Origin of the sequence: Streptomyces sp. NBC_01508 (genome assembly GCF_045040315.1) — a bacterium.
In the GTDB taxonomy this organism is placed as follows: Bacteria; Actinomycetota; Actinomycetes; order Streptomycetales; family Streptomycetaceae; genus Streptomyces.
Map to the genome: position 1 here is coordinate 7,793,647 of NZ_CP109419.1, position 25,902 is coordinate 7,819,548.

Annotated in this window: 20 protein-coding genes and 3 pseudogenes; 10 read left to right on the plus strand and 13 right to left on the minus strand. The window is 72.3% G+C overall.

The window, feature by feature from the left end; genetic code table 11:
* Positions 1–147: 147 nt before the first annotated feature.
* Genes OG700_RS35850 through OG700_RS35860 form a run of 3 tightly spaced genes read right to left on the minus strand, consistent with a single transcriptional unit; the run spans position 148 to position 4,495 of the window.
* The gene (locus OG700_RS35850; protein WP_405620988.1) at positions 148–1,518 is read right to left on the minus strand and encodes an NAD(P)/FAD-dependent oxidoreductase; all 1,371 of its coding nucleotides are present in this window, start codon (positions 1,516–1,518) and stop codon (positions 148–150) included.
* Positions 1,515–2,984: an NAD(P)/FAD-dependent oxidoreductase gene (locus OG700_RS35855; RefSeq protein WP_405620990.1), complete on the minus strand. Its 1,470-nt coding sequence runs from the start codon at positions 2,982–2,984 to the stop codon at positions 1,515–1,517. The genes OG700_RS35850 and OG700_RS35855 overlap by 4 nt, the downstream gene beginning before the upstream one ends.
* Positions 2,981–4,495, minus strand: a complete 1,515-nt coding sequence (locus tag OG700_RS35860; RefSeq protein WP_405620992.1) for an FGGY family carbohydrate kinase — start codon at positions 4,493–4,495, stop codon at positions 2,981–2,983. Before OG700_RS35860 ends, OG700_RS35855 begins: the two co-directional genes overlap by 4 nt.
* A gap of 330 nt (positions 4,496–4,825) precedes the next feature.
* On the opposite strand from OG700_RS35860, the gene OG700_RS35865 reads away from it, so the two are divergent.
* Both OG700_RS35865 and OG700_RS35870 read left to right on the plus strand, forming a co-directional pair.
* Complete coding sequence (locus OG700_RS35865; protein ID WP_405622220.1) at positions 4,826–5,752, plus strand: hypothetical protein; 927 nt, start codon at positions 4,826–4,828, stop codon at positions 5,750–5,752.
* Positions 5,753–5,868: 116 nt separating this feature from the next.
* Positions 5,869–7,392: an amino acid permease gene (locus tag OG700_RS35870; RefSeq protein ID WP_405620994.1), complete on the plus strand. Its 1,524-nt coding sequence runs from the start codon at positions 5,869–5,871 to the stop codon at positions 7,390–7,392.
* A 90-nt stretch (positions 7,393–7,482) separates the two neighbouring features.
* On the opposite strand, the gene OG700_RS35875 is transcribed toward OG700_RS35870, so the two are convergent.
* Both OG700_RS35875 and OG700_RS35880 read right to left on the minus strand, forming a co-directional pair.
* The gene (locus tag OG700_RS35875) at positions 7,483–8,229 is read right to left on the minus strand and encodes a glycoside hydrolase family 75 protein (protein WP_405620996.1); all 747 of its coding nucleotides are present in this window, start codon (positions 8,227–8,229) and stop codon (positions 7,483–7,485) included.
* A 122-nt stretch (positions 8,230–8,351) separates the two neighbouring features.
* The gene (locus OG700_RS35880) at positions 8,352–8,849 is read right to left on the minus strand and encodes an NUDIX domain-containing protein (protein WP_405620998.1); all 498 of its coding nucleotides are present in this window, start codon (positions 8,847–8,849) and stop codon (positions 8,352–8,354) included.
* A 207-nt stretch (positions 8,850–9,056) separates the two neighbouring features.
* On the opposite strand from OG700_RS35880, the gene OG700_RS35885 reads away from it, so the two are divergent.
* On the plus strand, positions 9,057–9,206 hold the full coding sequence (locus OG700_RS35885; RefSeq protein ID WP_405621000.1) for a hypothetical protein: 150 nt from the start codon (positions 9,057–9,059) through the stop codon (positions 9,204–9,206).
* A 120-nt stretch (positions 9,207–9,326) separates the two neighbouring features.
* On the opposite strand, the pseudogene OG700_RS35890 reads toward OG700_RS35885, so the two are convergent.
* Positions 9,327–11,136, minus strand: a pseudogene (locus OG700_RS35890) (coagulation factor 5/8 type domain-containing protein).
* A gap of 233 nt (positions 11,137–11,369) precedes the next feature.
* A pseudogene (locus OG700_RS35895) lies at positions 11,370–12,304 on the minus strand (RICIN domain-containing protein); the annotation flags it as partial.
* Between OG700_RS35895 and OG700_RS35900 the strand changes: the two are divergent.
* Together OG700_RS35900 and OG700_RS35905 are read left to right on the plus strand one after the other, a co-directional pair.
* Positions 12,305–12,916, plus strand: a pseudogene (locus OG700_RS35900) (ATP-binding protein); the annotation flags it as partial.
* A 76-nt stretch (positions 12,917–12,992) separates the two neighbouring features.
* On the plus strand, positions 12,993–16,475 hold the full coding sequence (locus tag OG700_RS35905) for an AfsR/SARP family transcriptional regulator (RefSeq protein WP_405621002.1): 3,483 nt from the start codon (positions 12,993–12,995) through the stop codon (positions 16,473–16,475).
* A 15-nt stretch (positions 16,476–16,490) separates the two neighbouring features.
* Here OG700_RS35905 and OG700_RS35910 read toward each other — a convergent pair whose 3' ends face one another.
* From OG700_RS35910 to OG700_RS35925, 4 genes are all read right to left on the minus strand, one after another.
* Entirely contained in the window at positions 16,491–17,435 is a 945-nt protein-coding gene (locus tag OG700_RS35910) for a siderophore-interacting protein (RefSeq protein ID WP_405621004.1), read from the minus strand.
* A gap of 121 nt (positions 17,436–17,556) precedes the next feature.
* On the minus strand, positions 17,557–18,417 hold the full coding sequence (locus OG700_RS35915; protein WP_405621006.1) for an ABC transporter substrate-binding protein: 861 nt from the start codon (positions 18,415–18,417) through the stop codon (positions 17,557–17,559).
* A gap of 86 nt (positions 18,418–18,503) precedes the next feature.
* On the minus strand, positions 18,504–19,217 hold the full coding sequence (locus OG700_RS35920) for a response regulator (protein WP_405621008.1): 714 nt from the start codon (positions 19,215–19,217) through the stop codon (positions 18,504–18,506).
* The gene (locus OG700_RS35925) at positions 19,214–20,221 is read right to left on the minus strand and encodes a HAMP domain-containing sensor histidine kinase (RefSeq protein ID WP_405621010.1); all 1,008 of its coding nucleotides are present in this window, start codon (positions 20,219–20,221) and stop codon (positions 19,214–19,216) included. Before OG700_RS35925 ends, OG700_RS35920 begins: the two co-directional genes overlap by 4 nt.
* Before the next feature lie 314 nt (positions 20,222–20,535).
* On the opposite strand from OG700_RS35925, the gene OG700_RS35930 reads away from it, so the two are divergent.
* From OG700_RS35930 to OG700_RS35940, 3 genes are all read left to right on the plus strand, one after another.
* On the plus strand, positions 20,536–20,826 hold the full coding sequence (locus OG700_RS35930) for a DUF3040 domain-containing protein (protein ID WP_405621012.1): 291 nt from the start codon (positions 20,536–20,538) through the stop codon (positions 20,824–20,826).
* Positions 20,827–21,346: 520 nt separating this feature from the next.
* Positions 21,347–21,832, plus strand: coding sequence for a cation:proton antiporter regulatory subunit (locus tag OG700_RS35935; RefSeq protein WP_242571235.1), 486 nt, complete (start codon positions 21,347–21,349; stop codon positions 21,830–21,832).
* Positions 21,833–21,838: 6 nt separating this feature from the next.
* On the plus strand, positions 21,839–23,125 hold the full coding sequence (locus tag OG700_RS35940; RefSeq protein ID WP_405621014.1) for a cation:proton antiporter: 1,287 nt from the start codon (positions 21,839–21,841) through the stop codon (positions 23,123–23,125).
* Between the two features lie 109 nt (positions 23,126–23,234).
* On the opposite strand, the gene OG700_RS35945 is transcribed toward OG700_RS35940, so the two are convergent.
* Positions 23,235–23,810 carry a TerD family protein gene (locus OG700_RS35945; protein ID WP_382563974.1) on the minus strand — a complete coding sequence of 192 codons (576 nt, stop codon included), beginning with the start codon at positions 23,808–23,810 and terminating at the stop codon, positions 23,235–23,237.
* 137 nt (positions 23,811–23,947) lie between these two features.
* Between OG700_RS35945 and OG700_RS35950 the strand changes: the two genes are divergently transcribed.
* Positions 23,948–24,364: a BlaI/MecI/CopY family transcriptional regulator gene (locus OG700_RS35950; RefSeq protein WP_405621016.1), complete on the plus strand. Its 417-nt coding sequence runs from the start codon at positions 23,948–23,950 to the stop codon at positions 24,362–24,364.
* Positions 24,365–24,368: 4 nt separating this feature from the next.
* The gene (locus tag OG700_RS35955; protein WP_405621018.1) at positions 24,369–25,328 is read left to right on the plus strand and encodes a M56 family metallopeptidase; all 960 of its coding nucleotides are present in this window, start codon (positions 24,369–24,371) and stop codon (positions 25,326–25,328) included.
* Between the two features lie 109 nt (positions 25,329–25,437).
* Here OG700_RS35955 and OG700_RS35960 read toward each other — a convergent pair whose 3' ends face one another.
* Positions 25,438–25,893: a tellurite resistance TerB family protein gene (locus OG700_RS35960; protein WP_405621020.1), complete on the minus strand. Its 456-nt coding sequence runs from the start codon at positions 25,891–25,893 to the stop codon at positions 25,438–25,440.
* Between the last annotated feature and the right edge of the window lie 9 nt (positions 25,894–25,902).

The window sequence follows — 25,902 nt, forward strand, 5'->3', positions numbered from 1 at the left end:
AAGAAGTGATGTCTGAGGGAGTATTTCCCGGGACAAGGGGCACATGCCTCTTCGACCCGAGCCTGCGGCTCCCCCCAGCCGCAGAGTTCCCACGGCCCCACCGGTCCACCCCCTGCCGGTGGGGCCGCCCCCTTCTCCGGGGGCCGGTCACCGCTCCACGGAGATCCGCACGGGTGTGTCGTCCGGGGTCGCCTCCGCGCCCCGCGCCGCCGCCCGCACCTCCACCGTTCGCGTTTCGGCCCGCACCTTCGCCGTCCAGGCGGCGGACAGCCGCAGCGTCCGGTTCGGCACCGCGCCCCGTACGAGCCGCTGCCGGTGCAGCACCCGCCCGCCCCGGCTGACGACCAGCGACGACAGCGGGCCGAGCCGGTCCTCCGTACGGAGGGTGAAGCCACCCGTTGCGACGCGCGGATCCGCCGGGTCGATCCGGTTGGGCGCGATCCACAGCAGCGGCGCGTCGACCTGGACCGGCACCCACGCGGCCGGCCGGGCACCGTCCCGCAGATGGCGCAGTACGGGCCCGGCGGCCAGCAGCCCCTCTCGTGCGGCCGTACTCGCGGGTTCGACCGCGTGCAGCAGATTCCCGATACCGAAGACCCCGGCCCGGTCCGTGCGGAACGAGCCGTCGACGGCCGGGCCCCGGGTGGCGCGGTCGAGGGTGATTCCGCCCCTGCGGACCAGTTCGTGATCCGGGATCCAGTCGCCGGTGAAGACCACCGTGTCGCAGGCGACGGTCGCGCTCCGGCCGTCCCGGTGCCGCACCACCACCCCCGAGAGCCGTTCCCGGCCGAGCAGTTCACCGACGCGGGCACCGACGAGCAGCGGGACACCGTGCCGGAGCCGGGCGTCGCCGGCCGTGGCGGGGGAGACCTGGTGGTAGGGCAGTTCCGTGACCATGGCCACCACATCGACACCGGCCTGCCGCAGCGTCCGTACGGCGGAGTAGCTGACGGACTCGGCGCCCACCACGACGGCGCGCCTGCCGACCGGACGCCGCCGCGGCGCCACCGTCCGCTGAAGCTCACCGGTCGTGAACACCCCGGCGGGCCGGGTGCCCGGCACCAGCCGCGCGCTGCGGGGGCTTTCCCGCGCGCCGGTGGCCAGCACGACGGCGCGCGCAGTGATCCGCTCCAGGCCCGCCGGGCTCGTGACATCGACGGTGAGCGGTCCGGCGCCGGTCGCCGGCCCCACCACGTCGCTCCACCCGGTGACCGTGACGCCCGTACGCACGGTCGCTCCCGCCCGGAGTGCCGCGTCCGTCCAGTGGAGCGCGTACGCCGGGCCGGTCATCGGCCGCCGCAGATCCCGCAGACCGAATCCGGGGTGGAGGCAGTGGCGGGGGACACCGCCGGGCTCGTCCTCCCGGTCGACGACCTCGACGTCCACGGTGCCGTTCGCGGTGCCGGTTCCGGCCAGTCGCGAGGCCAGCGCCAGACCGGCCGGGCCCGCGCCGACCACGAGGACGTCGACGGCGCGCTCGCGCCGGCCGGGCGCGGGTGAGGGCGGTTCGCTGTTCACCGTGCGGCCTCCGTGCCGGGCGTCGGGCCGCCGGGCGGTGACGCACCGGCCGTCGGTGCGCCGGGCGTCGGCGTGTCGAACAGGGCGCGCACCGTCGCCCCGCAGTAGAACCCCTGACACCGGCCGCCCAGCGCGCGGGTGCGCCGGCGCAGCCCCTCGGGCGAGGACGGCGGGATGTCACCCGCGAGCGCGTCACGGATCTCGCCGCGCGAGACCCGCTCGCAGTGGCACACGAGCGCCCCGTACGCGGGATCGGCCGCGATCAGTTCGGCACGTTCGTACGGACGGGGGTACGTCTCACCGAGGTTCGGCATCGTCACCGGTACGAGCTCCGCCGCCGTGCCCGGTTCGGCACCGGCCTCCGCCAGCAGCTCCACGACATACGCGGCGATCGCCATCGACGCGCTCAGCCCGGTCGACCGGATCCCGCCCACCGTGACGTACCGCTGTTCCGGGTACGAGCGGATCAGGTAGTCGTCGTGTTCGGTGGCCGCGCGCAGCCCGGCGTACACGGCGGTCACCTCCTCTTCGAGGAGGTCCGGCATGATCCGGCGCCCCTTCTCCCTGAGAAACGCGATTCCCTCGGCCGTGGAACCGGTGGCGCGCTTGTCGTCCAGATCCTCGGCGGTCGGACCGAGCATCACGTTGCCGTACACGGTCGGCGACACCAGCACTCCCTTGCCGAGCGCCGTGGGCACCGGCAGCAGGATGTGCCGGACCAGCCCACGCGCGAACTTGTCGAAGACGATGAGCTGACCGCGCCGTGGCGTCACCGAGAAGTCGGTGTGGCCGAGCAGCCGGTCGAACGCGTCGGCGTACAGGCCCGCCGCGTTGACCAGCCACCGGGTGCGCAGCGGCCCGCGTCCGGTGGTGAGCAGATGGGGCGCGTCCGGGGAGCAACCGGTCACGTCGCGTACGGGGCAGTTGAGATGCAGGTCGACCCCGTTGCGTACCGCCTGGGTCGCGTAGGCGAGCGTCGTCGTCCACGGGCAGATGACGCTCTCGTCGGGGACTTCGAGCGCGGCCACCGCGCCCGGTCCCAGATGCGGTTCGCGTCGGCGCAGCTCGTCGGCGCAGACCGTCCGGGTACGCCGGTATCCGTTGCGCGCCGCCTTGCGGGCGAGCGCCGGCAGGGTGGCGAGCTGTTCGTCGTCCCAGGCGACGAGCAGGGCGCCGATCGGCTCGACCGGGATGCCGCACTCCTCCGCGTACACGGCGAGCCTGTCCCGGCCCTCGCGCACGAGCCGGGCTTCGAGCGAGCCGGGCACCGCGTCGAAACCGGTGTGCAGGATGGCCGTGTTGGCCTTCGACGTGCCGTCGCCGACATCGCCGGACGCCTCGACCAGGGCGGTGCGCAGCGGGTACCGGGCCAGTTCGCGGGCGATCGCCGCGCCGACCACGCCGGCGCCGACGACCACCACGTCGTACATCTCGTCGGGCAGCGGCCCCGAGACGGTGACGCTCATGCCGCCCCTGCGCCCGCGCCGGTCTGTCCGGGCAGTGGCGTACGGCCGACGAGCGACGCCACCTCCGTACGGAAGACGCCCAGCCGGTCGGCCGCCTCGGCCGCCCCGATCATCGGCTCGAAGACCTTCTTGGGCCGCCACCGGGGCGCGGCCCGCTCCACCGTCATACCGGGGTCGAGACCGAGCCGCGCGACGGCGCCCACCCCCAGCGCGGTGGCGTCGGGCAACGGGGAGACTTCCACGGGCAGTTGGAGCAGATCCGCCTGGGTCTGCATCAGCAGGCGCGATCCGGTCAGTCCGCCGTCGACGCGCAGCGCCGACAGGGGCGTGCCGATGTCCTCGGCCACGGCGTCCGCCAGAGCGACGACCTGCGCCGCGATGCCCTCGCACAGCGCCCGCACCAGATGTCCGGGGCCGGTCTCCAGGCTGAGCCCGGTCAGCGACCCCTTCGCGTCGCCGCGCCACCACGGCGCGGCGAGTCCGGCGAGCGACGGTACGAAGGTGACGCCCCCGCTGTCGGTGACGGACGAGCCCACCCGGTCGAGGTCCCCGGCACCGGAGATCACGCCGAGATCGCTCAGCCACCGCACGGCGGACGCCGCCGTGTACACCTGCCCGTCGAGGCAGTAGCTGGCGCGGCCGTCGAGCCGCCAGGCGACACAGCCGACCAGGCCGGTCCCGCTGCGCAGCGGACGCGCGCCGGTCTGCGCGAGGAGGAACGCCCCGGTGCCGTAGGTGCACTTGGCCGTCCCCGGCTCGGTCACGTTCTGGGCGAGCAGCGCGGCCTGCTGGTCGACCAGCAGCCCCGTCAGCGGAATCGGGTCGCCGAAGGCCGTCGTGACACCGAACCGCCCTGCCGCGTCCACGACTTGGGGCAGCCGCTCGTCGCCCATCCCGAAGACGTCCAGGGCGGCGGGGGACCACTCGGCGGTGTCGAGGTCCAGCAGTTGGGTGCGCCCGGCGGTCGCCGCGTCGGTGACGAACGCGCCGGTCAGCTGGTGGACGAGCCAGGAGTCGGAGGTCGTGACGACGCCTTCGCGGGTGAGGTTCCGCCGGATCCACGCCATCTTGGGCGCGGCGAAGTACGGTTCCAGCGGAAGCCCGGTCAGCTCCCTCAACATCTGTGCGTGCGGGGCGAGTTCGGCGCACACCGACGCGGCCCGCCGGTCCTGCCACACGACCGCGTCGGTCAGCGGCGCGCCGGTGTCCGGGTCCCAGGCGAGGACGGTCTCACCCTGGTTGGCCAGCCCGACCGCCGCGACGGGTTCGCCGGCGTCGGCGAGCGCCCGGCGTCCCGCGTCGACGACCGAGGAGAGCAGCAGGGCGGGGTCGGCCTCAACCAGTCCGCCGGCGCCGTAGCGGGGCGGCGCCGGTGCCGAACCGCTGCCGATCACCCCGCGTTCCGGGCAGATCACCAGGGCCTTGGTGGCGGAGGTGCCCTGATCGACGGCGAGCACCGGCCGCGAGGCCGGGTCCACGGCGGTGCCGGGGGAGTGCTGAGCAGGCGGCATGTCACGTTCTTCGGTTCGGAGGCCGGTGATCCTTTGATCACTGGGCGCAAGGGTGGTGCAGCTCGCGTGCGACGTCAAGGTCACGACACGCACTCAGGGTTGCCTAAGGTCAGCAAAGTGTTCCAAGGTCGTCGCACCTCCCTCTACACTGATCGCCGAGTGACAGCGGGGTGTCACTGAGTAGTGTGATTCTCGGGTGCCGGGATGTGAACTACACCGGAATGAGGCGGAGTTGCGCGAGAATCGGGCGGACAGTCGGTGAGTGATCGCTTTCGTCCGCTCTATCACCCAGCAGGCCATGACAGTGAACTCCGCGCGGCCGTACAGGAGTTGCGGACCGGCCGCTGGCTGTCGATGCGTGATGTACTCGCCGGCACGCGGGGCTGGGCGCTGTGGACCCGGCGCACGCAGGTGCTCGCCGCCGTCGCCGCGGGCTCGGACACCGTGCACACCTGGCTGACCGAGGAGCCCGGCAGCGCCGACGCCGCCGTTATGCAGACGCGGGTGACGGTGGAGCGCGCCCTGCGCGCGCACCGCGAGGGCCATTCGCGGACGACTGATCTGTGGCGGCGGGCGTGGGAGGCGTGCGGCGCCACCGCGCGGCTGGTGCCGGCCGACCCCGTCCCCTGGGTCTGTCTGCTCGCACTCGCCCAACTCGACGGCAGGCAGCGGATGGAGGAGAACCGGCTGGCGCCGCCGGGGCCGATGCTCTTCCCCGGCCCGTGGGCCCTGCTCGCCGAGGCCGACAAGCGCGATCCGGGCAACCGTGAGGCGTACCACCGGATGCTCCAGTTCGTGTACGCCCGCAGGTCCGACGGCTCGCTGTCGGAGGCGGTCAACTTCGTGCAGTGGGCGGCCTCGTCCGCGTCCGAGGGGTCGGCGCTCCAGGCGCTTCCGCTCTTCGTGCGGGTCGAGCGGTACCGCAGGGAGGGCGGCAACGAGAAGGCGCTGGACCTGCACTGGGTCACCGAGGACGCCACCAGGGACGCGCTGCGGGCCCTGCGTATCTGGTTCGACCGGTCCGTGCCCGCCGAGACCTCGCTGCTGGACCTCAACTATCTGGCGCACGCCCTGTGGGGTTCGCTCCAACTGGCCGATGCCGCAAGGGTGTTCGAGGCTCTGGGGCCGTACTACACCCCTTTGCCGTGGGCCCATCGGGCCCGCAGTCCCGACGACACCGCACAGGTCGAGGAGGTGTTCGCCCGCGCCCGCGCCCGTTGCCTCTCCGCCGGTCGTGAGCGGAAGTCGGACACCTAGATTCTGTCCGGCTCCCACAATCGGCGCCTTCCCGGCCCGTTCCGCCTTGAAAGGCCATGGGCCCACCGTACGTTCCCCCGTCTCTCCTCTATTTCTCCGTACCCGGAGGTACTTCCATGTCCGTTTCCCCACCGGTCTGGTCGAAGCCGGACTCTGTTCCGCAGCAGGATGAAGAAGAACGGCTGAGGGAACTCGGCTATCAGCCGGTACTCGCCCGCAGGATGGGCGGTTTCGGCAATTTCGCCATCAGCTTCTCGGTGATCTCGATCCTCTCGGGATGTATGACCCTGTACGGCTTCGGGCTCATCACCGGCGGTCCCGCCGTGATGCTCTGGGGCTGGGTGGGTGTCGGTGTCTTCGTGCTCTGTATAGGCATGGCGCTGGCGGAGGTGACCAGCGCGTATCCCACATCGGGCGCCCTCTACTACATGGCCGACCGGCTCGGCGGACGCAAGTGGGGCTGGTACACCGGCTGGCTGAACCTGCTCGGACTGCTGGGCGCGATCGCCGGAATCGACTACGGCGCGGCCCTGTTCACCGGCGCGTTCCTCAACCTCCAGTGGGGATTCGACCCCACGCCGGGCTGGACCATGGTCATCTTCATGTGCATCCTGCTGCTGCACGCGACGCTGAACCTGTTCGGCGTCCGCCTCGTCAGCGTTCTCAACTCGATCAGCGTCTGGTGGCACCTCGGCGGTGTCGCGCTGATCGTCGGCATTCTCGCGGTCGTCCCCAAGAACCACCAGTCGCCCGAATTCGTCTTCACGGAATTCGTCAACGGGACCGGCTGGGAGAACCCGATCTATGTGGCCGCGATCGGTCTGCTGCTCGCCCAGTACACCTTCTCCGGCTACGACGCGTCGGCCCATCTCTCCGAGGAGACCTCCAACGCGTCCGTCTCCGCCGCACGCGGCATCGTGCGCGCCATCTGGGTCTCCTGGATCGCAGGCTTCGCCCTCCTCGCCGGTCTGACCTTCGCCATCCAGGACTACGCGGCCACCAGCGGCGCCGCCGTGCCACCCGCGCAGATCTTCATCGACGTCCTGGGAACCAACGGCGCCAGCGCACTTCTGCTTGTCGTGATCATGGCGCAACTCTTCTGCGGCAACGCGGAGGTGGCCGCCGCCAGCCGCATGGTGTTCGCCTTCAGCCGGGACAACGCCCTGCCCGGGTCGGCCCTGTGGCGGCGCGTCAGCAGCCGTACGCAGACCCCGGTGCCCGCCGTGTGGCTGTCGGTCGGCTTCGCGTGCCTGCTCGCCGTGCCGTCGCTGTACTCGCCGACCGCGTACGGCGCCGTGACGGCGATCAACGTCATCGGCATCACGCCCGCCTACGCGATCCCGATCTATCTGAAGCTGCGGGCCGGCGACCGCTTCCAGCCCGGTCCCTGGACGCTGGGCCGCTGGAGCAAGCCGATCGGCTGGATCGCCGTCGTATGGGTCGCGGTCGTCACCGTGCTCTTCTGCCTGCCGCAGAAGAGCCCGGTCACCGCGGACACCATGAACTACGCCGTGATCGCGCTGGCCGTCGTACTGGCCCTGGCCACGGCCTGGTGGTACGCGGCGCGGGGCTCGTACAGCACTCCGCAGTCGTACGGAAGTGCCCGCGAGCAGTCGGAGATCTCCGAGGGGATCGTGTAGGACGACGCGCGTCACCGCGTCCTCGGTACGGAGGCGACGCCGACTCCGCCTCCGTACCGAGGACGCGCCTTTTCCGCCTCCCGGTTCGGCTCAGTTCTCCCGGAGGAACTTCCTGGCCAGCTCGCTGCCCAGCCGCACCGCAGAGGTCCGGCTCTCGATCGGCTTGACCTTGGAGTTCTTGAACAGGATGTACGTCACCCCCGAAGGGACGCCGCCCCGCGCGGGATGGGGATCGATCCCGAGCGAGCGCGCGGCGGCGTACGACGCCTCCCCGACGAGCCCGACCGGTCCGGTGTCGCCCACCACCGCGTACTCCACCCGGTCCTGGTAGATCACCGCCGCGACACCGCCGCCCCGGATGCCGGACGTGGTGTAGTCCCAGATCCGGCTCGGCCCGGGCACCACGACGAACGGCAGCCTCTCCGCGTTCAGCGGCTTGCCGTCGGACTGGTGGAAGGCCGTGTCCCCCTGGAACCAGCGGTCGGTCTTCTTGTTGCAGCGCGCGGTGACCTGGCCGTCGCAGTCGATGTCCAGGTCGGCCTTCCAGAACACCGCGCCCTTCTTGCCGCACACCGGGATGTCGGCGGACTTGCCCTGGTCGGTCCGGTACAGGCCCTTCGAGACGCGTGCGCAGCCCCGCACCTTCGCCCGAAGGGCGGCCGCGGTGACCGGGCCCTCCAGCCGGAACGAACCAGCGGCGGCCGGCGGGCCGGGCGCCCCGGCGCGGGGCGCCGGCGGTGGCGGCAGATGCGTCGTGTCGAGCGCGGTGGCGGGCAGCGCCGAAGCGGCTAGCAGTACCGCGCCGACGGCGGCGTAGAGGTGCGATCGGTGGTGCACGGAGGCGATTCCCTTTCCGGACGGACTTCACAGCTGCTGGACTTCTGGACTTCCCGCCCCTGTTCCCGCCCCGCCCGACCCCTGCCCCGCCCGACCCCTGCCCCGCCCCGGGCACGGTGGCGCTACGTCCCGAAGACGCCCTCGTCGCCCGCACGGCTCTCCATGGCCAGAGCCAGCCGGCCGAGGAAGATCCGCTGCCCCGTCACCAGCAGCTCCACGGCGTCCTCCAGGGGAAACCAGCCGAGCCGGTCGAGCTCCGGGAACTCCCGCTCCACCCCCGACCCGCGCGGCCACTCCATGGTGAACGTGCCTGGTACGGCGAGGGCGGGATCGAAGTCCGCCTCGACGGCCCACACGGTGACGGTCTTGCCGCCCGACTGGCGCGTCTCGCCCAGCGGCTCCCGGCGCCCGGCCGGCGGAGGGTGCCCCACCTCCTCCTCGAACTCCCGGTCGGCCGCGTCCTCGGGCGTCTCGTCGGGGCCGTACTCACCCTTGGGGATCGACCACGCGGCCCTGGTGCGCCCCGCCCAGAACGGGCCGCCCATGTGCCCGATGAGCACTTCGGCGCCCGCGTCCGTGACCCGGTACAGGAGGAGTCCCGCACTTCGCTTCCCTGACATCACGTCAGTCTGTGGGGGGTCGCGCGGGGTCGCCATCGGGGGAGCGCATGCGGGGCAGCCAGGCCCCGTCCGGGCCGCTTCGAGGGCACCCTGAAGGTAAAGGGGAAGTAATGGGAACGTCATGGGAGTCTCGAAGCGTTAGGAGGGTAGACGTAGTCCGAGGCCCTTCAGCGGGGCCGTCGGTGTCATCGAAGCGCAGGAGACGGCATGCCCGGAATCATCGACCGCATCAAGGCATTCACCCGTAGTCCGCAGGGGCGGCGCGTGATCGGTCAGGTACGCGCGGCCTCGTCGGACCCGCGGAAGCGCGAGCAGGCCCGCCGCCTGTTCGGCAAGCTGCGTGGCGGCAGGCGCTGACCCGGTAGCGACCGCGGAGGGCACCCGCCCAGGGCAGGGCCCGGCCTCATGACGCATGACGAGGCCGGGCCCTGCCTGCGGCGTCTGTTCCGGGTACGGCGCCTCGGAACGACTGCCGCGTCAGGGGAACTGAACCACCACCGAGGGGATGGTCGACGTCCCGGACGTGGGTTCGCCGGTGTCGTTGATCACCCGCTCGTACTGACCCGCCCCGCCGAGCGAGACGACCAGCAGATGGTGGAACTTGACGCCCGGTCTGACCGGTGCCTGGAAACCGTTGTGCCGCTGGATCGTGGGATCGACGTTGTAGTAGCAGTAACTGCCCATCCCCCAGCCCTCGTGCTGTTCGACCGAATCGTCGACCCGGTAGGCGGCGTAGCCCTTGGTGTCGCCGTTCTGGATCGCCGCCCGGTTGGGCGCGTCGTACGCCTTCTCGTTCTGGAAGAAGATCGTCCGGCCGCGTTCGCCGTACCACTCGACGTCGTATTTGTTGAAGTGTTCGACGAACAGGCCGGTGGCCAGGACGTCGTCGCCGTTCACCCGTACACCGAAGTCGGCCCTGTTGGTCTCCCAGCCGACCCCCTCACCGTGGTCCGCCCGCCACACCCAGGTGTGGTCGATGATCGTGTCGTCGCTGTTGACGACCATGCTGGTGGTCGCCTTGCCGGGGCCGGCACCGCCGATCCGGATGAAGACGTCCTGGACCGTAGTCGGATTGGCCGCGTGGTCGGCGGACGATGACCGTGGTCGGATTGGCCGCGTGGTCGGCGGACGATCCCTCGGGGCCGACCTCCAGCAGCGTCTCGGAGTTGACGGGACCGGCGTCGATCAGGAAGCCGGCCAGCTTCACCCCGTCCACGTCGGCGACCTTCATCGCCGTCACCCCGTTGTCGGGGACGACCGTGGCGAGACCGAGCCCCAGGACGACCGTGTTCGCCCGGTCGACTTCGATTGTCTCGTCCACGTGGTGAACGCCGGGCGTGAACAGCAGGTTGAGGCCCTGGTCGAGCGCGGCGTTGATGGTCTGCGCCGTCGCGCCCGGCTTGACCACGTAGAACTGGTCCAGGTCGATCGACGGGCCTGCGGGCGCGCCGCTGTCCCAGGTCACCCCACGCGCGTTCGTGCGCTTCTCGGGCACGAACACCTTGTAGGTGTCGCCGTCCAGGTGGAGGAACGGCTTCTCGCGGGAGGCCGGGGTGGTCTCCAGCGTGGTGTACGGCGGGTCGGGGAAGCTCTGCGCGGGCGCGCCCTCCACACCCGAGAACGTCATGTTCCACACGGCGTTCTGCCAGCCGCCGACCGAGCTGTCGCGGGTGTACCACTGCTGCTGGGAGTACGGTCCCACGGTGCCGTCGATCTTGCTGTCGGCGATGTAGCCGCCGCTGGCCCAGCCGTATCCGTCGGGAGCCGGGTTCAGCCCGCTCTTGACGTGCATACGGCGGAACGGGGCGGCCCGTGAGACGGCCCAGCGGTTCGTCCCGTTCACCGGGTTGAGCGACAGGTTCTCGGCCGAACGCCAGAAGTTCTGGGTGGCGTTGCCGTTGAACCAGCCGGCGTCCACGGTCACGTCACCGTTGATGTTCACGTCGTCGGGCGACAGCCCGAGATCCGACACCGAGGTGTAGAAGCCGAGTTGGGCGTTCAAGCCGTTGTGCGTCCCCGGCTTGAAGAGGAACTGGTAGCGGCCGGAACCGAATTGGGGCGACTCCTGCTGCTTGAAGACCTCGTCGAGCTTGCCCTGGATATTGGGCGTCGAAGGGTCGAACACGATCACGTTGGGGCCGAGATCGCCGCCGCCCTCGATCGGGTCGGCGTGCGCGGGGCTGCTCGGGACGAAGGCCAGCAGGGTCGCGGCCAGGGTGGCGGCGAGCGTCGCGGCCAGTCCGCGGCGGGACGGCGGCGAGGCGCCGCGGAGCGCCGGAGAGTCGATGGGGGGGAGCGTGCACGGGCATCTCTCCTGGGTCGTGAACGGTGGGGGGAACCTGCGAAGAGCCCTCCGGGAATCCTTCAGAGAGCGCTCTCCGAGTGCACGGCTGATGCTGCTCCGGTGTTTCGTACACGTCAAGAGTTGTGAACAGATGGACCGTCACGGGTTCCGCCGTGAACAACAAGTGACCGCCGACGAGTTGGGGCGTCGGCGGTCACCAGGGCACGGCGGGTGGGTCAGACCAGCTGCCAGAGATGGTCGTCCGTACCGTTGTCCTCGAACTGCACCACCTGCGCGCTGTTGGCCGTCGACATCCCGTCCACGCCCAGCACCTTCCCGCTGTGCCGGTTGAGTATCAGCGACCAGCCCTCGCCCCGGTCGACCAGCTGCCAGAGATGGTCGCCGCTTCCGTCGTCCTCGAACTGCACGATGCGCGCGCTGTTCGCCGTCGACCTGCCCTCGGCCCCGATGGTCTTCCCGCTGTTGCCGTTGCGGATCAGGAACCAGCCGCCGCCCGCCGGGGCCAGTTGCCAGGCGTGGTCGGCCGTCCCCGTGTTGTCGAACTGCACGACCCGCCCGCGGCCAGGGACATCCCGTCCACGCCGAGCACCTTGCCGCTGTGCTTGTTCCGTACCCGGCGGTACGGCGGCTCCGCCGTCCAGGCCCGCCCGCCGGGCGACGCGGTCGGGAAGGCGGTGATCCGCAACCGGGCCGCGCCCATCGGGATGAGCGTCACCGGTTCGGGCGGCGCCGTGCTGCGGGCCGGACTGTCCTGGAGGGGAGCGACGACACGCTGCTCGTCGGCCACCCATTCCGCGATGCGGCGGGCCGATGTGGTGATCCGGACCGGCGAGCCCTCGTGGGTGAAGGGGTTCGCGGCCAGCGGTCCGCGGTCGGCCGTGAACCGCAGCCCTCTGAGCGGGTCCGGCGCGAGGCCGACGTTCCACGGGGTGGTGGGGTGCACCGAGAGTTCGGGGAAGTCCTCGGTGCCCGCGAACCGTTCGTACCGCTCGCCGATCTTCAGGGAGTACGCGAGCGGTCCGTGGTCCACGCTGACGGAGCCGTGGTTGTCGTCCCACGTCCTCACGGTGGTGTGCTGCGGCAGCCGCAGTGTCACCCGGTCGCCGTCGCGCCACTCGCGCTCGACCCTGAAGAACCGCGGCCCGCCCGGCTGTGCACGGACGGTCTCGTGGAGGAGTCCGGACTCGACATCGCGGACGGCATGGCGGAGCTCGCCCACGTCGTACGCACCGGGCCCGGCCGGGCGGGCGCGCTCGCCGACCATCTCGCCGACCGGCTGTGGCAGCGCTGGGGGACGCGCGACGACGTCGCGCTCCTCGTCCTGCACCGGGCACCCGACCCCGGCACCCGCCAGGCGCCCCGCGTCCACCAGTACATCCACCAGGCCGACGCGGAGGGCCTGACCGAGACCCGCGCCGTGCTGCGCCAGGCGCTGGAGGACTGGAACATGGCGGCCCTCGTGGACGATGTGCAACTGGCCGCCGGAGAGCTGCTGGTGAACGTGCTGCTGCACACCGAGTCGGGCGCCGTCCTCACGCTGGAGGTCGTGCCCGAACCGGTGCGGCGGGTACGGCTCTGGGTGAAGGACCGCTCCAGCGCCTGGCCGCGCCGGCGCCCGCCGGGCGAGTCCGCGACGTCGGGGCGCGGACTGCTGCTGGTCGACGCGGTGGCGACGCGCTGGGGGGTGGAGCCGCGCGGCGACGGCAAGGCCGTGTGGTGCGAGTTCACGCCACCGCGAACCCAGGCCCTGCCTTCGAAGTAGCGCCGTCCGCCCGCGGGCCGGGCGGGACTTCGACGACAGGGGCCCGGGCCGCCTGAGCAGCGGGGACAATGGGACGGTGACCCACCGCTACCGCTACCACGTGCTCGGCGCCACCCAGGCCTTTGGGCCGGACGGCGCGGAGGTGCCGATCAGCGGGTCGAAGGTGCGCGCGCTGCTGACCGCGCTCGCCGCCGCGGGCGGCCGTACGGTCCCGGCCGGCCAACTGACTGCGCGGGTGTGGGACGACGCGCGGCAGCCGCCCGCCGACGAGCCGGCCGCGCTCCAGGCCCTGATCGGGCGGCTGCGCAGGGCACTGGGTGGCGCCGCGATCGCGTCGGCACCCGGCGGCTACCGGCTGGTGGTGGCGCGTGACGACATCGACCTGTTCCGCTTCGAACGGCTCGCGGCGGAAGGGGCGTCGGCGCTCGACGGCGGGGACGCCGCCCGTGCGGCGGCCCTGCTGGACGAGGCCCTGTCGCTGTGGCGCGGTCCCGCCCTCGCGGATCTGCCGGGCGGGGACACCGAACCGCCGGCCGTACGCGCGTGGCAGCGCCGCACCGAGGCCCGCCGCGCCCGCCTGATGGCCGACATCGGCCTCGGCCACCCCGAGCGCGCCCTGCCCGGACTCGCCGCGCTGGTGGCCGAGTCACCACTGGACGAGCCGTTGCAGGCGGCCCGGATCGGGGCCCTGCGCTCGGCGGGACGGCGCGCCGAAGCCCTCCGGGCGTACGACGAGGTACGCGCCTTGCTGGCGGACCGCCTAGGCACCGGCCCGGACAAGGAGCTGCGGGCCCTGCACGCGCGACTGCTGGCGGACGACGAGACGGACGAGGCCGACGCGGGTGGCGCGGGTGGCGCGGGGCGCTTCGGGGGCGGGACCGGGGTACGGCGCTCTCCCGAGGCGGCGGCCGGCCGGGGCGGCGTCGCGCAGGGCGTCGAGGCCGGTGCCGGGCGGTCCGTGCTCCCCGGCAATCTGCCCGCCCGGCTCACCTCCTTCGTCGGGCGAGAGGAAGAACTGGCCTTGCTCGTAGGGGAGTTGGGTGCGCATCGGCTGACGACGCTCACCGGGCCCGGAGGCGCCGGGAAGACCCGGCTGGCCTTCGAGGCGGCCGAGCGCGCGGCCGGTGCCAGTGGTGGCTGGCCGGACGGGGTGTGGGTCGCGGAACTCGCCTCCGTACGAGAGCCGGGCGCCGTGCCCGAGGCCGTACTGACCGCGCTCGGGGCACGTGAAACGGCGGTGCACGGGCGGCCCGGCGCCGCGACCGGACCGCTCGCGGGGCTCGTCGAACACTGCCGCCCCCGCCGCCTGCTGATCGTTCTCGACAACTGCGAGCAGGTGATCGGCGCCGCGGCCGAACTCGCCGAGACCCTTCTCACCCGCTGCCCCCACGTGACCGTCCTGGCCACCAGCCGCGAACCGCTGGGCGTGCGCGGCGAGTTCCTGTACGGAGTCGGACCGCTGGCGCGGACCGCGGCGCTGCGGCTGCTCGGTGAACGCGGCGCGGCGGCCCGGCCCGGCTTCCGTACGGACGACGACACCCCGGCCTGCGAGGAGATCTGCCGCCGGCTCGACGGTCTGCCGCTCGCCGTCGAACTGGCCGCCGCCAGACTGCGGTTGCTCGCCCCGCGCCAGCTCGCCGACCGGCTGGACGACCGCTTCCGGCTGCTCGGCGCGGGCAGCGGCAGCCGGACCGTGCTGCCGAGGCAGCAGACCCTGCGCGCCGTCGTGGACTGGTCGTGGGAGTTGCTGACGGAGACCGAACGGGCCGTGCTGCGCAGGCTCTCCGTCTTCGCGGGCGGCTGCGCGCCGGGCGAGGCCGAGGAGGTCTGCGCCGGTGGTGACCTGCCGGTCTTCGACGCACTCGCCTCTCTTGTCGACAAGTCGCTCGTCGTGGCCGTGCCAGGCGGCCCGGACGGTATGCGCTACCGGCTGCTGGAGACCGTCGCCGAGTACGCGGCCGGGCGACTGGACGAGTCGGGTGAGCGGGCAGCCGTCGAGCTGCGGCATCTGCGCGCCTACCGCGAACTGGTACGTGTCGGCGAACCCGAGCTGCGCGGCCCCCGACAGGCCTACCGGCTGGGGCAGTTCGAGCGCGAGCACGACAACGTACGGGCCGCGCTGCGCACCGCGCTCCACGGCGCGGACGGGCAGCCGCGCGAACAGGACGCGCTGTGTCTCGTGCTCTCCATGAGCTGGTTCTGGCAGTTGCGCGGCCATCAGCGCGACGCCCGCGACTGGTCCACCGCCGTCGCGGCCCTGGGTCCCGACCCGTTCGCGCCGCCCGTCCGTCCCGCCGTACCGCTCGCCGACCCGTGCGTCGACCTCCCGCCGCCCTGGTCCGACGACCAGGTGTGGGAGGCCAGGCGCGGTGTGCGGCTGGTGAGTTTCGCCGCCGGCGCGGAAGCGGACGGGAGCGTCGTGGGCGGGAGTGTCACGGGCGGGAACGGCGCGGGCGGGAACGTCGGGGACGGGAACGTCGGGGGAAGCGCCGCCACCCGCGACCACCTCACCCGGATTGTCGCCGCCTACCGCCGGGACCTGCCCCAGGTCTGCCGCCAGCCCGGCGTCATGTGGTTCTTCGCCGGGCTGCTGGTCGGCGAGTGGCGGAGCATGGGCGAGACACTGGACGCCCTGGTGGACGCCTGCCGCGAACGGCCCGGCCGGGGCTGGGACCTCGGTCTCGCGCTGACACTGCGCGGGAAACTGCTCGGTACCGGCCCCGACAACGAGGGCCGGGCGGCGCGCGACGCCGACGAGGCGGTGTCACTGTTCGAACAGGCCGGCGATCTGGTGATCCTCGCCGAATCCCTGTCCGCCCGGGGCGAGTCGTACGAGCGGCGGGGCCGGTACGAGGAGGCCGCGGCGGACTTCGAGCGGGCCATGGAGAGCTGCGCGCGGATCGCCATGGCCACCCAAGCCTCGCTGTTCAAGGCGCGGTTGGCCTCCGTACGGCTGGAGGCCGCCACCGGTCCGGCGGCCCAGGAGGACGCCGAACGGCTGCTGCGAGAAGCGGTCGAGGAGTCCCGAGGACACGCGGGACGCACCGGCGGCACGGCCCGACTGCTGCTCGCCGGCCGCTACGGCAGGACCGGCCGCACCACCCTCGCGCGGGACCAGCTCACCACCCTGGAAGAGGAACCGGGCTTTCGCGAGCATGTCCTCCAACTGGGCCTGGCCGAGGGGCTGCACGGCTGGCTCGACTGCCTCGACACCGCGTACGGGCCGGCGCTGGGCCATCTGCGCGCTGCTGTACGTCTGTTGAACAGCCTGGCCCACCTCGTGGCGCCCCAGCTGATCGTCAGTCAGTTCCTCTGTGCCGCCTGGGCGAAGACCGGTACCGGCGAAGCGGCCGACGGAGCACGGCTGTTGGGGGCGTACGGACGGCACGCCGGGCTCGCCGAGAAGTTTCTCTTCCACCCCTACCCGGCCGGTTACGAGCGGGAGATCGGCCGCCGGGCCGAGGCCGAGGTGCGGGCCGCGCTCGACGACGCGACCTGGGCACGCGCGTACGGAGAGGGCGGCGGCCTCTCCGTGAAGGAGGCCGCCGCCCTCATCTGACGCCCCTGGCCCTGCTCAGGAGCGGTCGGCCGACCGCTCCCGCGCCTCCGCGAGATCCGCCCGCGTCGGCGCGTCGTCCTGCGTGAGACCGCCGCGCCAGTAGCCCGAGAACTGGACCGCACGCTTGTCGAGCCCGCGTTCGCCGACCAGATGACGGCGCAGCGCCCGTACCGCGCCCGCCTCGCCGCCCAGCCAGGCGAACACCGACCCCGTGGGGAACTCCGCCGCGCGCACCGCCGCCACCAGCGGCGGGCCGTCACCCGCCGCCGCGGCACGGCGGTGCAGCCAGTGCACCGTCACGTCCCCCGCCGACGCGAACCGCTGCTCCTCGGCGGCGTCCCACACCTCCACGTACGCCACCGCACGCGTCCCGGCGGGCAGCGCCTCGATGATCGTGCCGATCGCCGGCAGCGCCGACTCGTCACCGGCCAGCAGCATCCAGTCGGTGGTCCCGAGCGGTACGGGCTCCGCGAAGTACGCGGACGGGCCGAACATGCCGAGCACATCCCCGGGCCCGGCCGACCGCGCCCACCGGGTCGCGGGACCCTCGTCCGCAGCCCCGCCCTCGCTTCCGTTCCCGTTCCCGTTCCCGCGCGCACCGTCGTGCAGGACGAAGTCGATGTCGATGGTGCCCCGCGCCGGGTCGTACGCGCGGATCGTGTAGCCGCGCATCCAGGGCCGCTCGTCCTCCGGGATGGCCTGGAACGCGCCGTACCAGCGCATCACGTCCCCGTCGGCGCCGGGCGCGGGGAGCCGGGGAGCGGTCTGGCCCGGCTTGGGGAAGTAGAGCTTCACCTGCTGGTCGGGGGCGTCGTACGAGAAATCGGCCAGTGCCGGACCGCCGAAGGTGACGCGGACCATGTGCGGCGAGAGCCGCTGTACCGCCGAGACCTCGACGGTCCGTACCGGCAGGCCCGGAGCGGCGGGGTGCCCGGCGGTTGTGTCTGAGTGACGTGTCATGCCGGAACGGTCGCAGCCGCCACCGACACGCCACCGACACGCCACCGACACGCCGCCTACACGGCCGCGAGGCGCCGCGACACGCCCGTACACGCCGCCTGTACGGCCGTGAGGCGCCCGCCTACAGCGCCCCGGCCACCGCGTGCACGAAGCGCGCGTGGCCCCGGTGGCTGCACGGCGCCTCCGGATTCCACGCGACGGTACGCACCCGCCCCTGGAGCGCGCGCCAGTGGCCGTCGCCGCCCAGCGCGGCGGGCGTGGCCGCGTTCGCCCGTGCGTCGCCGAGCACGACGTCCGGATCGAGCGCGAGTGCCTGTGCCCAGTCGGTGGTCAGCCAGTTGCCGCCCGCCCCCCGGCCGGGGTCGAGCAGATCGACGCCGAGCGCCGTCAGCGCCCGCAGGTCGGGCCAGGTGCCGGGCCGCGCGAGATGTACGGTGCCGGGCCCGGCCGCCGACAGGGCCAGCACCCGGGCCGCGCCGGGCCGCGCGGTGAGCGTACGGAGCCGGGCCTCCGCCCACTCCAGGTCCTGCGTGTCGGGTTCGCGCGGCCCGCCGAGCGAGCGGGCGAGCGCGCCGAACCGGTCCCTGATCCCGTCCAGCGGACGGTCCTTGCCCACCTCGACGACGACCACGGGCAGCCGCTGCGCCAGATGCTTGGCCGCCTCCGGATCGATGCCGTAGATCTGGCCGCCGCCGTAGCTGACGGCGACCAGCAGGTCCGGTTCGGCGGCGAGGACGGCGTCCGGGTCGAGCGACCCACCCGCGCCGAAGTACCGGGTGTCGGCGAGCGGCAGCCCGCCGGCCTTCGCGGGGTCGGGGGAGTCACCGTCGTGGTGGGACCCGAAGACGCCCATGGGCCGCAGGCCGTGGTCCCACAGGGTCGCGCCCGCCTGTATGTAGGCGACCACCCGGACCGGGGCGCGGGGTGCGACGGCCAGTTGTTCGCGATCGTCCGTGAACTCCCAGACGGTGTGCGGGGACATGGCGTCGCCTCATTCCGCTCTCGTCGTGCGGTGGGTGAGTGTGACCCTGCCCGGCGGACGGCGCCGGAAGTCCAACCGTACGCCGGTCAGGGCTCGATGAGGCCGGCCCTGATCGCGTACCGGGTCAGTTCCACCCGGTCCTTGAGCCCCAACTTCTGGAGCAGATTGGCTCGGTGGCGCTCGACCGTCTTGGCGCTGATGACGAGCAGGTCGGCGATCTTCTTCGACGAGTGGCCCTCGGCGACGAGTTTCAGGATCTCCTCCTCCCGCGCGGTCACCGCCTTGTCCGGGACGCTCTCGCCCCGGCGCACCTGGTCCAGGTAGTTGCGGATGAGGGCGGTGACGGCACCGGGATAGAGAAACGGTTCGTCGCGCATCGCCGCCCGGCACGCCTCCAACAGGTCGCGGTCCGCGACCGACTTGAGTACGTAGCCGCTCGCGCCGGACTTCAACGCCTCGAAGAAATATTGCTCGTTGTCGTACATCGTCAGGATCAGGATGCGGGTGTCCGGCAGCAGCCTGGACAGTTCGCGGGCCGCCTGGAGGCCGGTCATCCTGGGCATCGCGATATCGAGGATGGCCAGGTCGGGGCGGTGCTCGCGGGCCAGCTCGATGGCCTCGGCGCCGTCCCCCGCCTCCGCGACAACGGTCAGGTCCGGCTCGCCGTCGAGGATCAGCCGCACTCCGCGCCGTACGAGGGCGTGGTCGTCGGCGAGCAGGATGCGCGTCCGCGCGGGCTCAACGGCGCGTCCGGAGTCGGGACCGGAGCGGGGTCCGGGTCCGGAAGTGAGATGGGTCATGGCTGTCCGTGGCTCCCGTTCGTCAGATGCGCGGCCGGTCCGGCGCGCGTGGCCGCTCCGATGTGCCCGGCGGGGACGTGCAGCCGTACCTCCGTACCGCCGCCCGTCGCGTCGCCCACCGACACCTCGGCGCCGATCAGCAGCGCGCGCTCGCGCATGCCCCGGATGCCCGCGCCCTCCGCGGCCGTACCGATGCCGTGCCCGTCGTCCCTGACCAGCAGTTCGAGTCCGAGCGCGCCGTGGTGCAGTGCCAGGTCGACCCGCTGGGCGCGGGCGTGCCGGATGATGTTGGTGAGCCCTTCCTGGGCGACCCGGTAGAGGACCAGTTCGACCTCCTGGTCCAGCGCGGGGAGGTCGCTGTCGAAGCTGCGCCTGACGGTCAGTCCGGTGTGGGTGGTGGTCTCGTTCGCCAGCGCCTTGAGCGCGCTGATCAGCCCCAGTTCCTCCAGCACGCCCGGGCGCAGCCTGCGGGCGATCCGGCGGATCTCGTCCAGGCTGTCCCTGGTGGTCTCCTGCACCTGGAGCAGTTCGTCCCGCAGCGGCTCGGGCGCCCGGTCGGCGACGCGCCGCAGTTCGAGCAGCACGGCGGTCAGGGTCTGGCCGATCTCGTCGTGCAACTCCTGGGCGATCCTGCGGCGTTCGGCCTCCTGCGCGGAGAGCGCGAGCGCGCTGCTGGCCGCGCGTTCGGTCTCCAGCCGGTCGAGCATCGTGTTGAACGTCCGGATCAGTTCGGCGATCTCGCCGTGCCCCGACACGATCGGCCGGGGGCCCGGCCGCAGCAGATCGGTGGTGGTCATCGCGCGGGTGAGTCGTTGCAGGGGCCCGAGCCCGATCCGTAGCAGCGCGGCGTTGGCGATCAGCATCGCGACCAGACCGGCGGCCATGACCGCAGCCTCGGTGAGCAGGACCGGCGTGGACACCGTGACGGGGCCGAGCAGCAGCAGCGCGGTCGCCGCGAACAGCACGGCGGCGTTGAGCAGGAAGATGCGCCAGAACAGGGACACGGAGTACGGCCTCCTCGGGGTGGACCTCCCCACTATCGCCCGTACGCGCCGCCGGACGAGCCATTGCGACGTCCCGCCCCCGCCACTCCCGGGCGATCCGGGTGTCCCACCACCCCCGGATACATGTCCCACACCCCCGGATATGGGTGCCCGCACCGATGGCTCCGGTCCTGTGCGGCGGGTGATCGTGGACACGGACGTGCCGGGCCGGCTTCGTCCCGCACACCACGCTCCACGTGGAGCCCTCGACCCCGATGGCCAGGACGCCACGCGGTGCCGTACGAGACTCCGCGTCGACCTGGGGAGGAGGTCCCATGCACGCCCCCGACGAAGACCGCCTTCTCGACGATCTCGCCGACCGGCTGCGGCACGACGATCCCCGTTTCGCCGCCGCGTTCGAACAGGGCCTGCCCTGCCGCCCCCGGGAGTACCGGCGCCGCGCCGCGTGGCTGACGCTCGCCGTCGGGCTCGGTCTGCTCGGGGTGGGCATCGTGCTGGGACACGGGCTCCTACTCGCGGGCGGGCTCGTGGTCGCCGGGGCGGCCGGGTATCTCTTCGACCCGAACCGGGAGCACATTCGGCGCGGCACCGCGCCGCCGTCCTGACGGGGCCGCCCGGCCTCCGTAACGCCCTCTGTACGCCCTCCGTACGGAGGGCGTAGACGTGTCTGTACCACCACCAACAACCGTAAAAGGCCCATTTTATTTTACGTTAAAATGGATCGCGAGTTGGCCCCGCTCGGTTGAGCGTTGGGCTGCTCATTGCCGATCGGTGGTCGAGGTGGAGGGGCGGCTCATGGACGAGCGCACCCGTACCGCCTTAGGGCGTGTCGCGAAAGTAGCGCCGTCCGCCCGAAGGGCGGGGCCGACGGCGTCTGGTGCGTGCGATCGCAAGGCGGAGGATCGTTCTCGTACTGGACGTACTTGGATGATTCCGACAACGCGGCGAGTGCGCGTGCCAGGCGTCGTCGGCCAGGCGGGACTTTCGCAACACGCCCTAGGGCCGCGGCCGGCCGTCGGCGACTGACGGGCCCCGCCGCGCCGCATGGTGGAGAATTCCCCCGCCAGGGGCCTCGCGCCCGCACACGCCAACGCATGCCCGCATGCCCGCATGGAGCGCCTTCCTATGGAGCACACCGCTCACGTCAGCAAAACCGCCCTGCCCGGGGTCGGTACCCGCTACGACCTGAACACCGACTCGGGCCGTCATATCTCGGTCGTCGTGCACCAGGACGGGCGCCGCATCGTCGGCTTCCACGACCCCGAGGACGACGACAACTGCAAGGACTCCACCCCGCTGGCGCCGTACGAGGCGACGGCCCTGTCCAAACTCCTGATGCCGGACCCGGTCGGACACCTGCACCAGCACCTGGAGATCGACCTCGTCACCGAGCACATCCCGATCACCAAACGCTCCCCCTTCGCAGGACGCACGCTCGGCTCCACCCAGGCCCGTGCCCGCACCGGCGCGTCCATCGTCGCCGTCCTGCGCCGCACCGACGCCGTCCCCTCTCCCACCCCGGACTTCCGCTTCGCACTGGGGGACACGCTCGTCGTCGTCGGCACCAGGGAAGGCGTGGACGCCGTCGCCGAATTGATCACCGGAGGATAATCGCCCGTGCACGACACGACCGCGCTGCTCATCGAACTCGGGGCCGTCATCCTCGGCCTGGGCCTGCTCGGCCGGCTCGCGGGGCGGGTGGGCTTCTCGCCCATCCCGCTCTATCTGCTGGCGGGACTCGCCTTCGGCCACGGCGGCCTCATCCCCATGGCCGCCAGTGAGGAGTTCATCGCCACGGGCGCCGAGATCGGTGTCATCCTGCTCCTGCTGCTGCTCGGGCTCGAGTACAGCGCCTCCGAACTCGTCACCAACCTCAAGACGCAGTACCCCTCCGGCATCGTCGACTTCGTACTGAACGCCACTCCCGGCGCCGTCGCCGCGCTCCTGCTCGGCTGGGGTCCCGTCGCCGCCGTCGCGCTCGCCGGCGTCACCTGGATCTCGTCGTCCGGCGTCATCGCCAAGGTACTTGGCGACCTCGGCAGGCTCGGCAACCGCGAAACCCCCGTCATCCTCGGCGTCCTGGTCATCGAAGACCTCGCCATGGCCGTCTATCTGCCGCTGCTCACCGCGCTGTTGGCCGGACTGAGCCTCGCGGGCGGCAGCCTCACCCTGCTCATCTCGCTCGGTAGTGTGGGCCTTGTGCTGTACGTCGCGCTGCGCCACGGCCGGCTGATCAGCCGCGCGGTCTCCTCCGACAACCCGGAGATGCTGCTGCTGGTCGTCCTCGGGCTCACCGTGCTGGTCGCGGGCGTCGCCCAGGAACTCCAGGTCTCGGCCGCCGTCGGCGCGTTCCTCGTCGGCATCGCGCTGTCCGGGGAAGTGGCCGAGGGCGCCCACAACCTGCTCGCGCCGCTGCGCGACCTCTTCGCCGCCGTGTTCTTCGTCTTCTTCGGTCTGAACACCGATCCCGCCGCCATTCCACCGGTGCTCGTGCCCGCCCTGATCCTGGCCGTCGTCACCATGCTGACGAAGATCGCCACGGGCTGGTACGCGGCACGCAGAGCGGGCGTCAAAACGGCGGGCCGCTGGCGGACGGGCGGCACCCTCGTCGCACGCGGGGAGTTCTCCATCGTCATCGCGGGGCTGGCCGTCGGTGTGGAGCCCCGTATCGGGCCACTGGCCACCGCGTACGTGCTGATCCTGGTCATCCTCGGGCCGCTGGCCGCCCGTTGGACCGAACCGCTGGCCCGGCGCCTCACACGGAAGTCTCCGCCGAAGACGCCGCCGGCCGCCGAGAAGTCCCTCGCGGAGGGGCCGGGCACCGAGGGGTCCGGCACCGAGGCGCCGGCCACGGAGGCGACCGCCGCTCCGGGCCCGACCGACACGGCCCACTCGCACGGCTGAGCGGCCGGCGGCCGGGGCCGGCCGAAGCCCGGACGCGCCGAAGGGGCGCGGAGCGCGCATCACGCGCCCCGCGCCCCTTCGTCCGCCGTCAGGGGCGGGCCGTCACGGCTCAGACGCCGACACCGAAGTCGGCGGCGATGCCCGACAGGCCACTCGCGTAACCCTGGCCGACGGCGCGGAACTTCCACTCGGCGCCGTTGCGGTACAGCTCGCCGAAGACCATGGCCGTCTCGGTCGCCGCGTCCTCACTGAGGTCGTAGCGCGCCAGCTCGGCGCCGCCGTCCTGGTTCACCACCCGGATGAAGGCGTTGCGGACCTGGCCGAAGCTGTGGCCACGGCTCTCGGCGTCGTGGATCGACACCGGGAAGACGATCTTGGTGATCTCGGCGGGAACGGCCGCCAGGTTCACCTTGACGACCTCGTCGTCCCCCTCGCCCTCACCGGTGAGGTTGTCGCCGGTGTGCTCGACCGAACCGTCGGGGCTCTTGAGGTTGTTGTAGAACACGAAGTTCTGGTCGGTGCCGACCTTCCCGGCCTCGTTGACCAGCAGGGCGCTGGCGTCCAGGTCGTAGTCGGTACCGGTCGTCGTGCGGACGTCCCACCCGAGACCGACCAGGACGGCTGTCAGCCCCGGCGCCTCCTTGGTGAGCGAGACATTGCCGCCTTTGGACAGGGAAACTCCCACGCTGCTCCTCCTGAGTTGAGCTGGTGACCGTAATCAAAATCTACAACACTGTAGAAGTGCGTGCGGAGCGGTGGAGCAGCCACGCCGGGGCTGCGCCGGATGGCCCCCGGCCGCACGGTGCGCGGAGGGAGACGGGTGTGAGGGAACAGGCGGGCGCGGACGGCGTGGACGGCGTGGACGAGCGACCGCGGCGGCGCGGCCAGGGCGAGCTGGAGGCCCAGGTGCTCGCCGTGCTGCGGCAGGCGCCCGGGCCGGTCAACGCGGGCTGGGTGCTCGACCGGCTCGGCGGGGATCTGGCGTACACGACGGTCATGACCATCCTGACCAGGCTCCAGGCCAAACGGGCGGTCACCCGCGAGCGGGTGGGCCGGTTCTTCGAGTGGTGCGCGACCTCGGACGAGGCGGGGCTCGCCGCCCTGCGGATGCGCCGCGTACTGGACGCGGAGTCGGACCGCGAGGCCGTACTGGCCCGGTTCGTCACCACGCTCTCGCCGGACGACGAGCGGCTGCTGCGCGACCTCCTCGGCCTTCCCGAGGACGGGACGGAGGACTGACCGGATGGGAGTGTTCGTCCTGCTGCCCTTACTGCTGCCGCTGACCGCGCTGCCGATCGCGCGCCTGGCCGAGCGGCATCTCCATCCCCGGGTCGCCACAAGGCTGTTGTCGGCGCTGGCCGCCGTCCTGGCCGTGTGCAGCACGGTGTGCCTCGGGCTGCTGGTGGTCGTCGGTACGGTGCAGCTGCCCGGCCATCCACTGCCCGACGCCTGGGCCGACCAGGAGGCCCGTACCACCGCGCCGTACGAGGAGGCCGCGGGCAAGGGCGCCGTCGTCGCGCTGCTCGCCGTGGCCGTGTCCTGGTCGACCTCGGCCCGCCGGCACCGCCGTGTGCGACGCCGGGCCGAACACGCGCTGGCCGGGGTGCCGGGCGGCGAACTGGCCGTACTGACCGACGAGGCCGCGTACGCGTACGCCCTGCCGGGCCAGCGGCACGGCGCGGGCGGCGCCGGGATCGCCGGGGGCCGGATCGTCGTCTCCACGGCCATGCTCGCGTGTCTGGACGCCGGCGAACGTGCGGCACTCGTCGCCCATGAACGGGCGCATCTCGCCGGGCACCACCACCGCTATCTGCTCGCCGTCCGCTTCGCCGCGCGGGCCAACCCGCTGCTGATGCCGTTGCGTTCGGCCGTGGCCTACTCGGCCGAGCGGTGGGCGGACGAGGAGGCGGCCCGGGTGACGGGCGAGCGGCGGGTGGTGGCGCGGGCCATCGGCAAGGCGGCTCTCGTCTCGCGTGGTACGCCCACCCCGACGCTGGCCGGCTTCGCCGCGCCGGGACCGGTGCCGCGCCGGGTGGCCGCGCTGCTGGAGCCCGCGCCGTCGGCGGTCAGCTGGCCGCCGGTCTTCACCGCGGTGGGCCTGGCGGCCTGGGCGGCGGCGGCCGGGACGCTCGGATCGGCGCTCTCCTCGGCGAACGCGACGGTCACGCTGTTCCTCGTACTGAAGGCGGCCGGCCCGCTGTGAACGAGAACGCCGGACGGGGCGCCTGTGCGGCCCGTCCGGCGATCGAGGTCGAACCCGCCCGCCGGGCGGACCCGGTGAACGCGGTCCGCGGCGGTCCTGACACGTCTTCTCAGACGTCGAACTCCTGCGGCTGGAGGTCGAGCGCGAAGCACGCCTCGCGTACGACGGCCCGCTCCTGCGCGTCGAAGTTGCCGTCGGCGCCGCCGATGACGATGCCGATCTGGATGACGGCACGCGCCTCGTCCGGCTTCTTCTTCGCCTTGGCGACTTCCTGGAGCACGTTGACCTTGCCGAGCGCCATGTCGGCGAGGAGCTGGTTCAGGTAGTCGTCGAAGCGCTTCTGCAGATCGGCGGGCGGGAAGTTCCGCAGCACGTCGTTACTCGTGATCAGCTGTGTGACGCGCTGACGCTCCGCCGGGTCGATGGAACCGTCGGCCGCCGAGACCAGGGCGCACATCGCCATGCTCGCGTCCCGGAAGGAGCCGCTCTTCAGGTCGTTCTTCTTCGCGTCCAGCTGGGTCTGCATCGTCTGGGCGGATTCCTTGATGCGATCCCACAGGGCCATGAGTGCTCC

Coding starts and splice junctions, on each gene's coding strand:
- OG700_RS35855 (WP_405620990.1), bottom strand. CDS start 2,984: ATGAGCGTCACCGTCTCGGGGCCGCTGCCCGACGAGATGTACGACGTG.
- OG700_RS35860 (WP_405620992.1), bottom strand. CDS start 4,495: ATGCCGCCTGCTCAGCACTCCCCCGGCACCGCCGTGGACCCGGCCTCG.
- OG700_RS35870 (WP_405620994.1), top strand. CDS start 5,869: ATGTCCGTTTCCCCACCGGTCTGGTCGAAGCCGGACTCTGTTCCGCAG.
- OG700_RS35880 (WP_405620998.1), bottom strand. CDS start 8,849: ATGTCAGGGAAGCGAAGTGCGGGACTCCTCCTGTACCGGGTCACGGAC.
- OG700_RS35885 (WP_405621000.1), top strand. CDS start 9,057: ATGCCCGGAATCATCGACCGCATCAAGGCATTCACCCGTAGTCCGCAG.
- OG700_RS35910 (WP_405621004.1), bottom strand. CDS start 17,435: ATGACACGTCACTCAGACACAACCGCCGGGCACCCCGCCGCTCCGGGC.
- OG700_RS35915 (WP_405621006.1), bottom strand. CDS start 18,417: ATGTCCCCGCACACCGTCTGGGAGTTCACGGACGATCGCGAACAACTG.
- OG700_RS35920 (WP_405621008.1), bottom strand. CDS start 19,217: ATGACCCATCTCACTTCCGGACCCGGACCCCGCTCCGGTCCCGACTCC.
- OG700_RS35930 (WP_405621012.1), top strand. CDS start 20,536: ATGCACGCCCCCGACGAAGACCGCCTTCTCGACGATCTCGCCGACCGG.
- OG700_RS35935 (WP_242571235.1), top strand. CDS start 21,347: ATGGAGCACACCGCTCACGTCAGCAAAACCGCCCTGCCCGGGGTCGGT.
- OG700_RS35955 (WP_405621018.1), top strand. CDS start 24,369: ATGGGAGTGTTCGTCCTGCTGCCCTTACTGCTGCCGCTGACCGCGCTG.
- OG700_RS35960 (WP_405621020.1), bottom strand. CDS start 25,893: ATGGCCCTGTGGGATCGCATCAAGGAATCCGCCCAGACGATGCAGACC.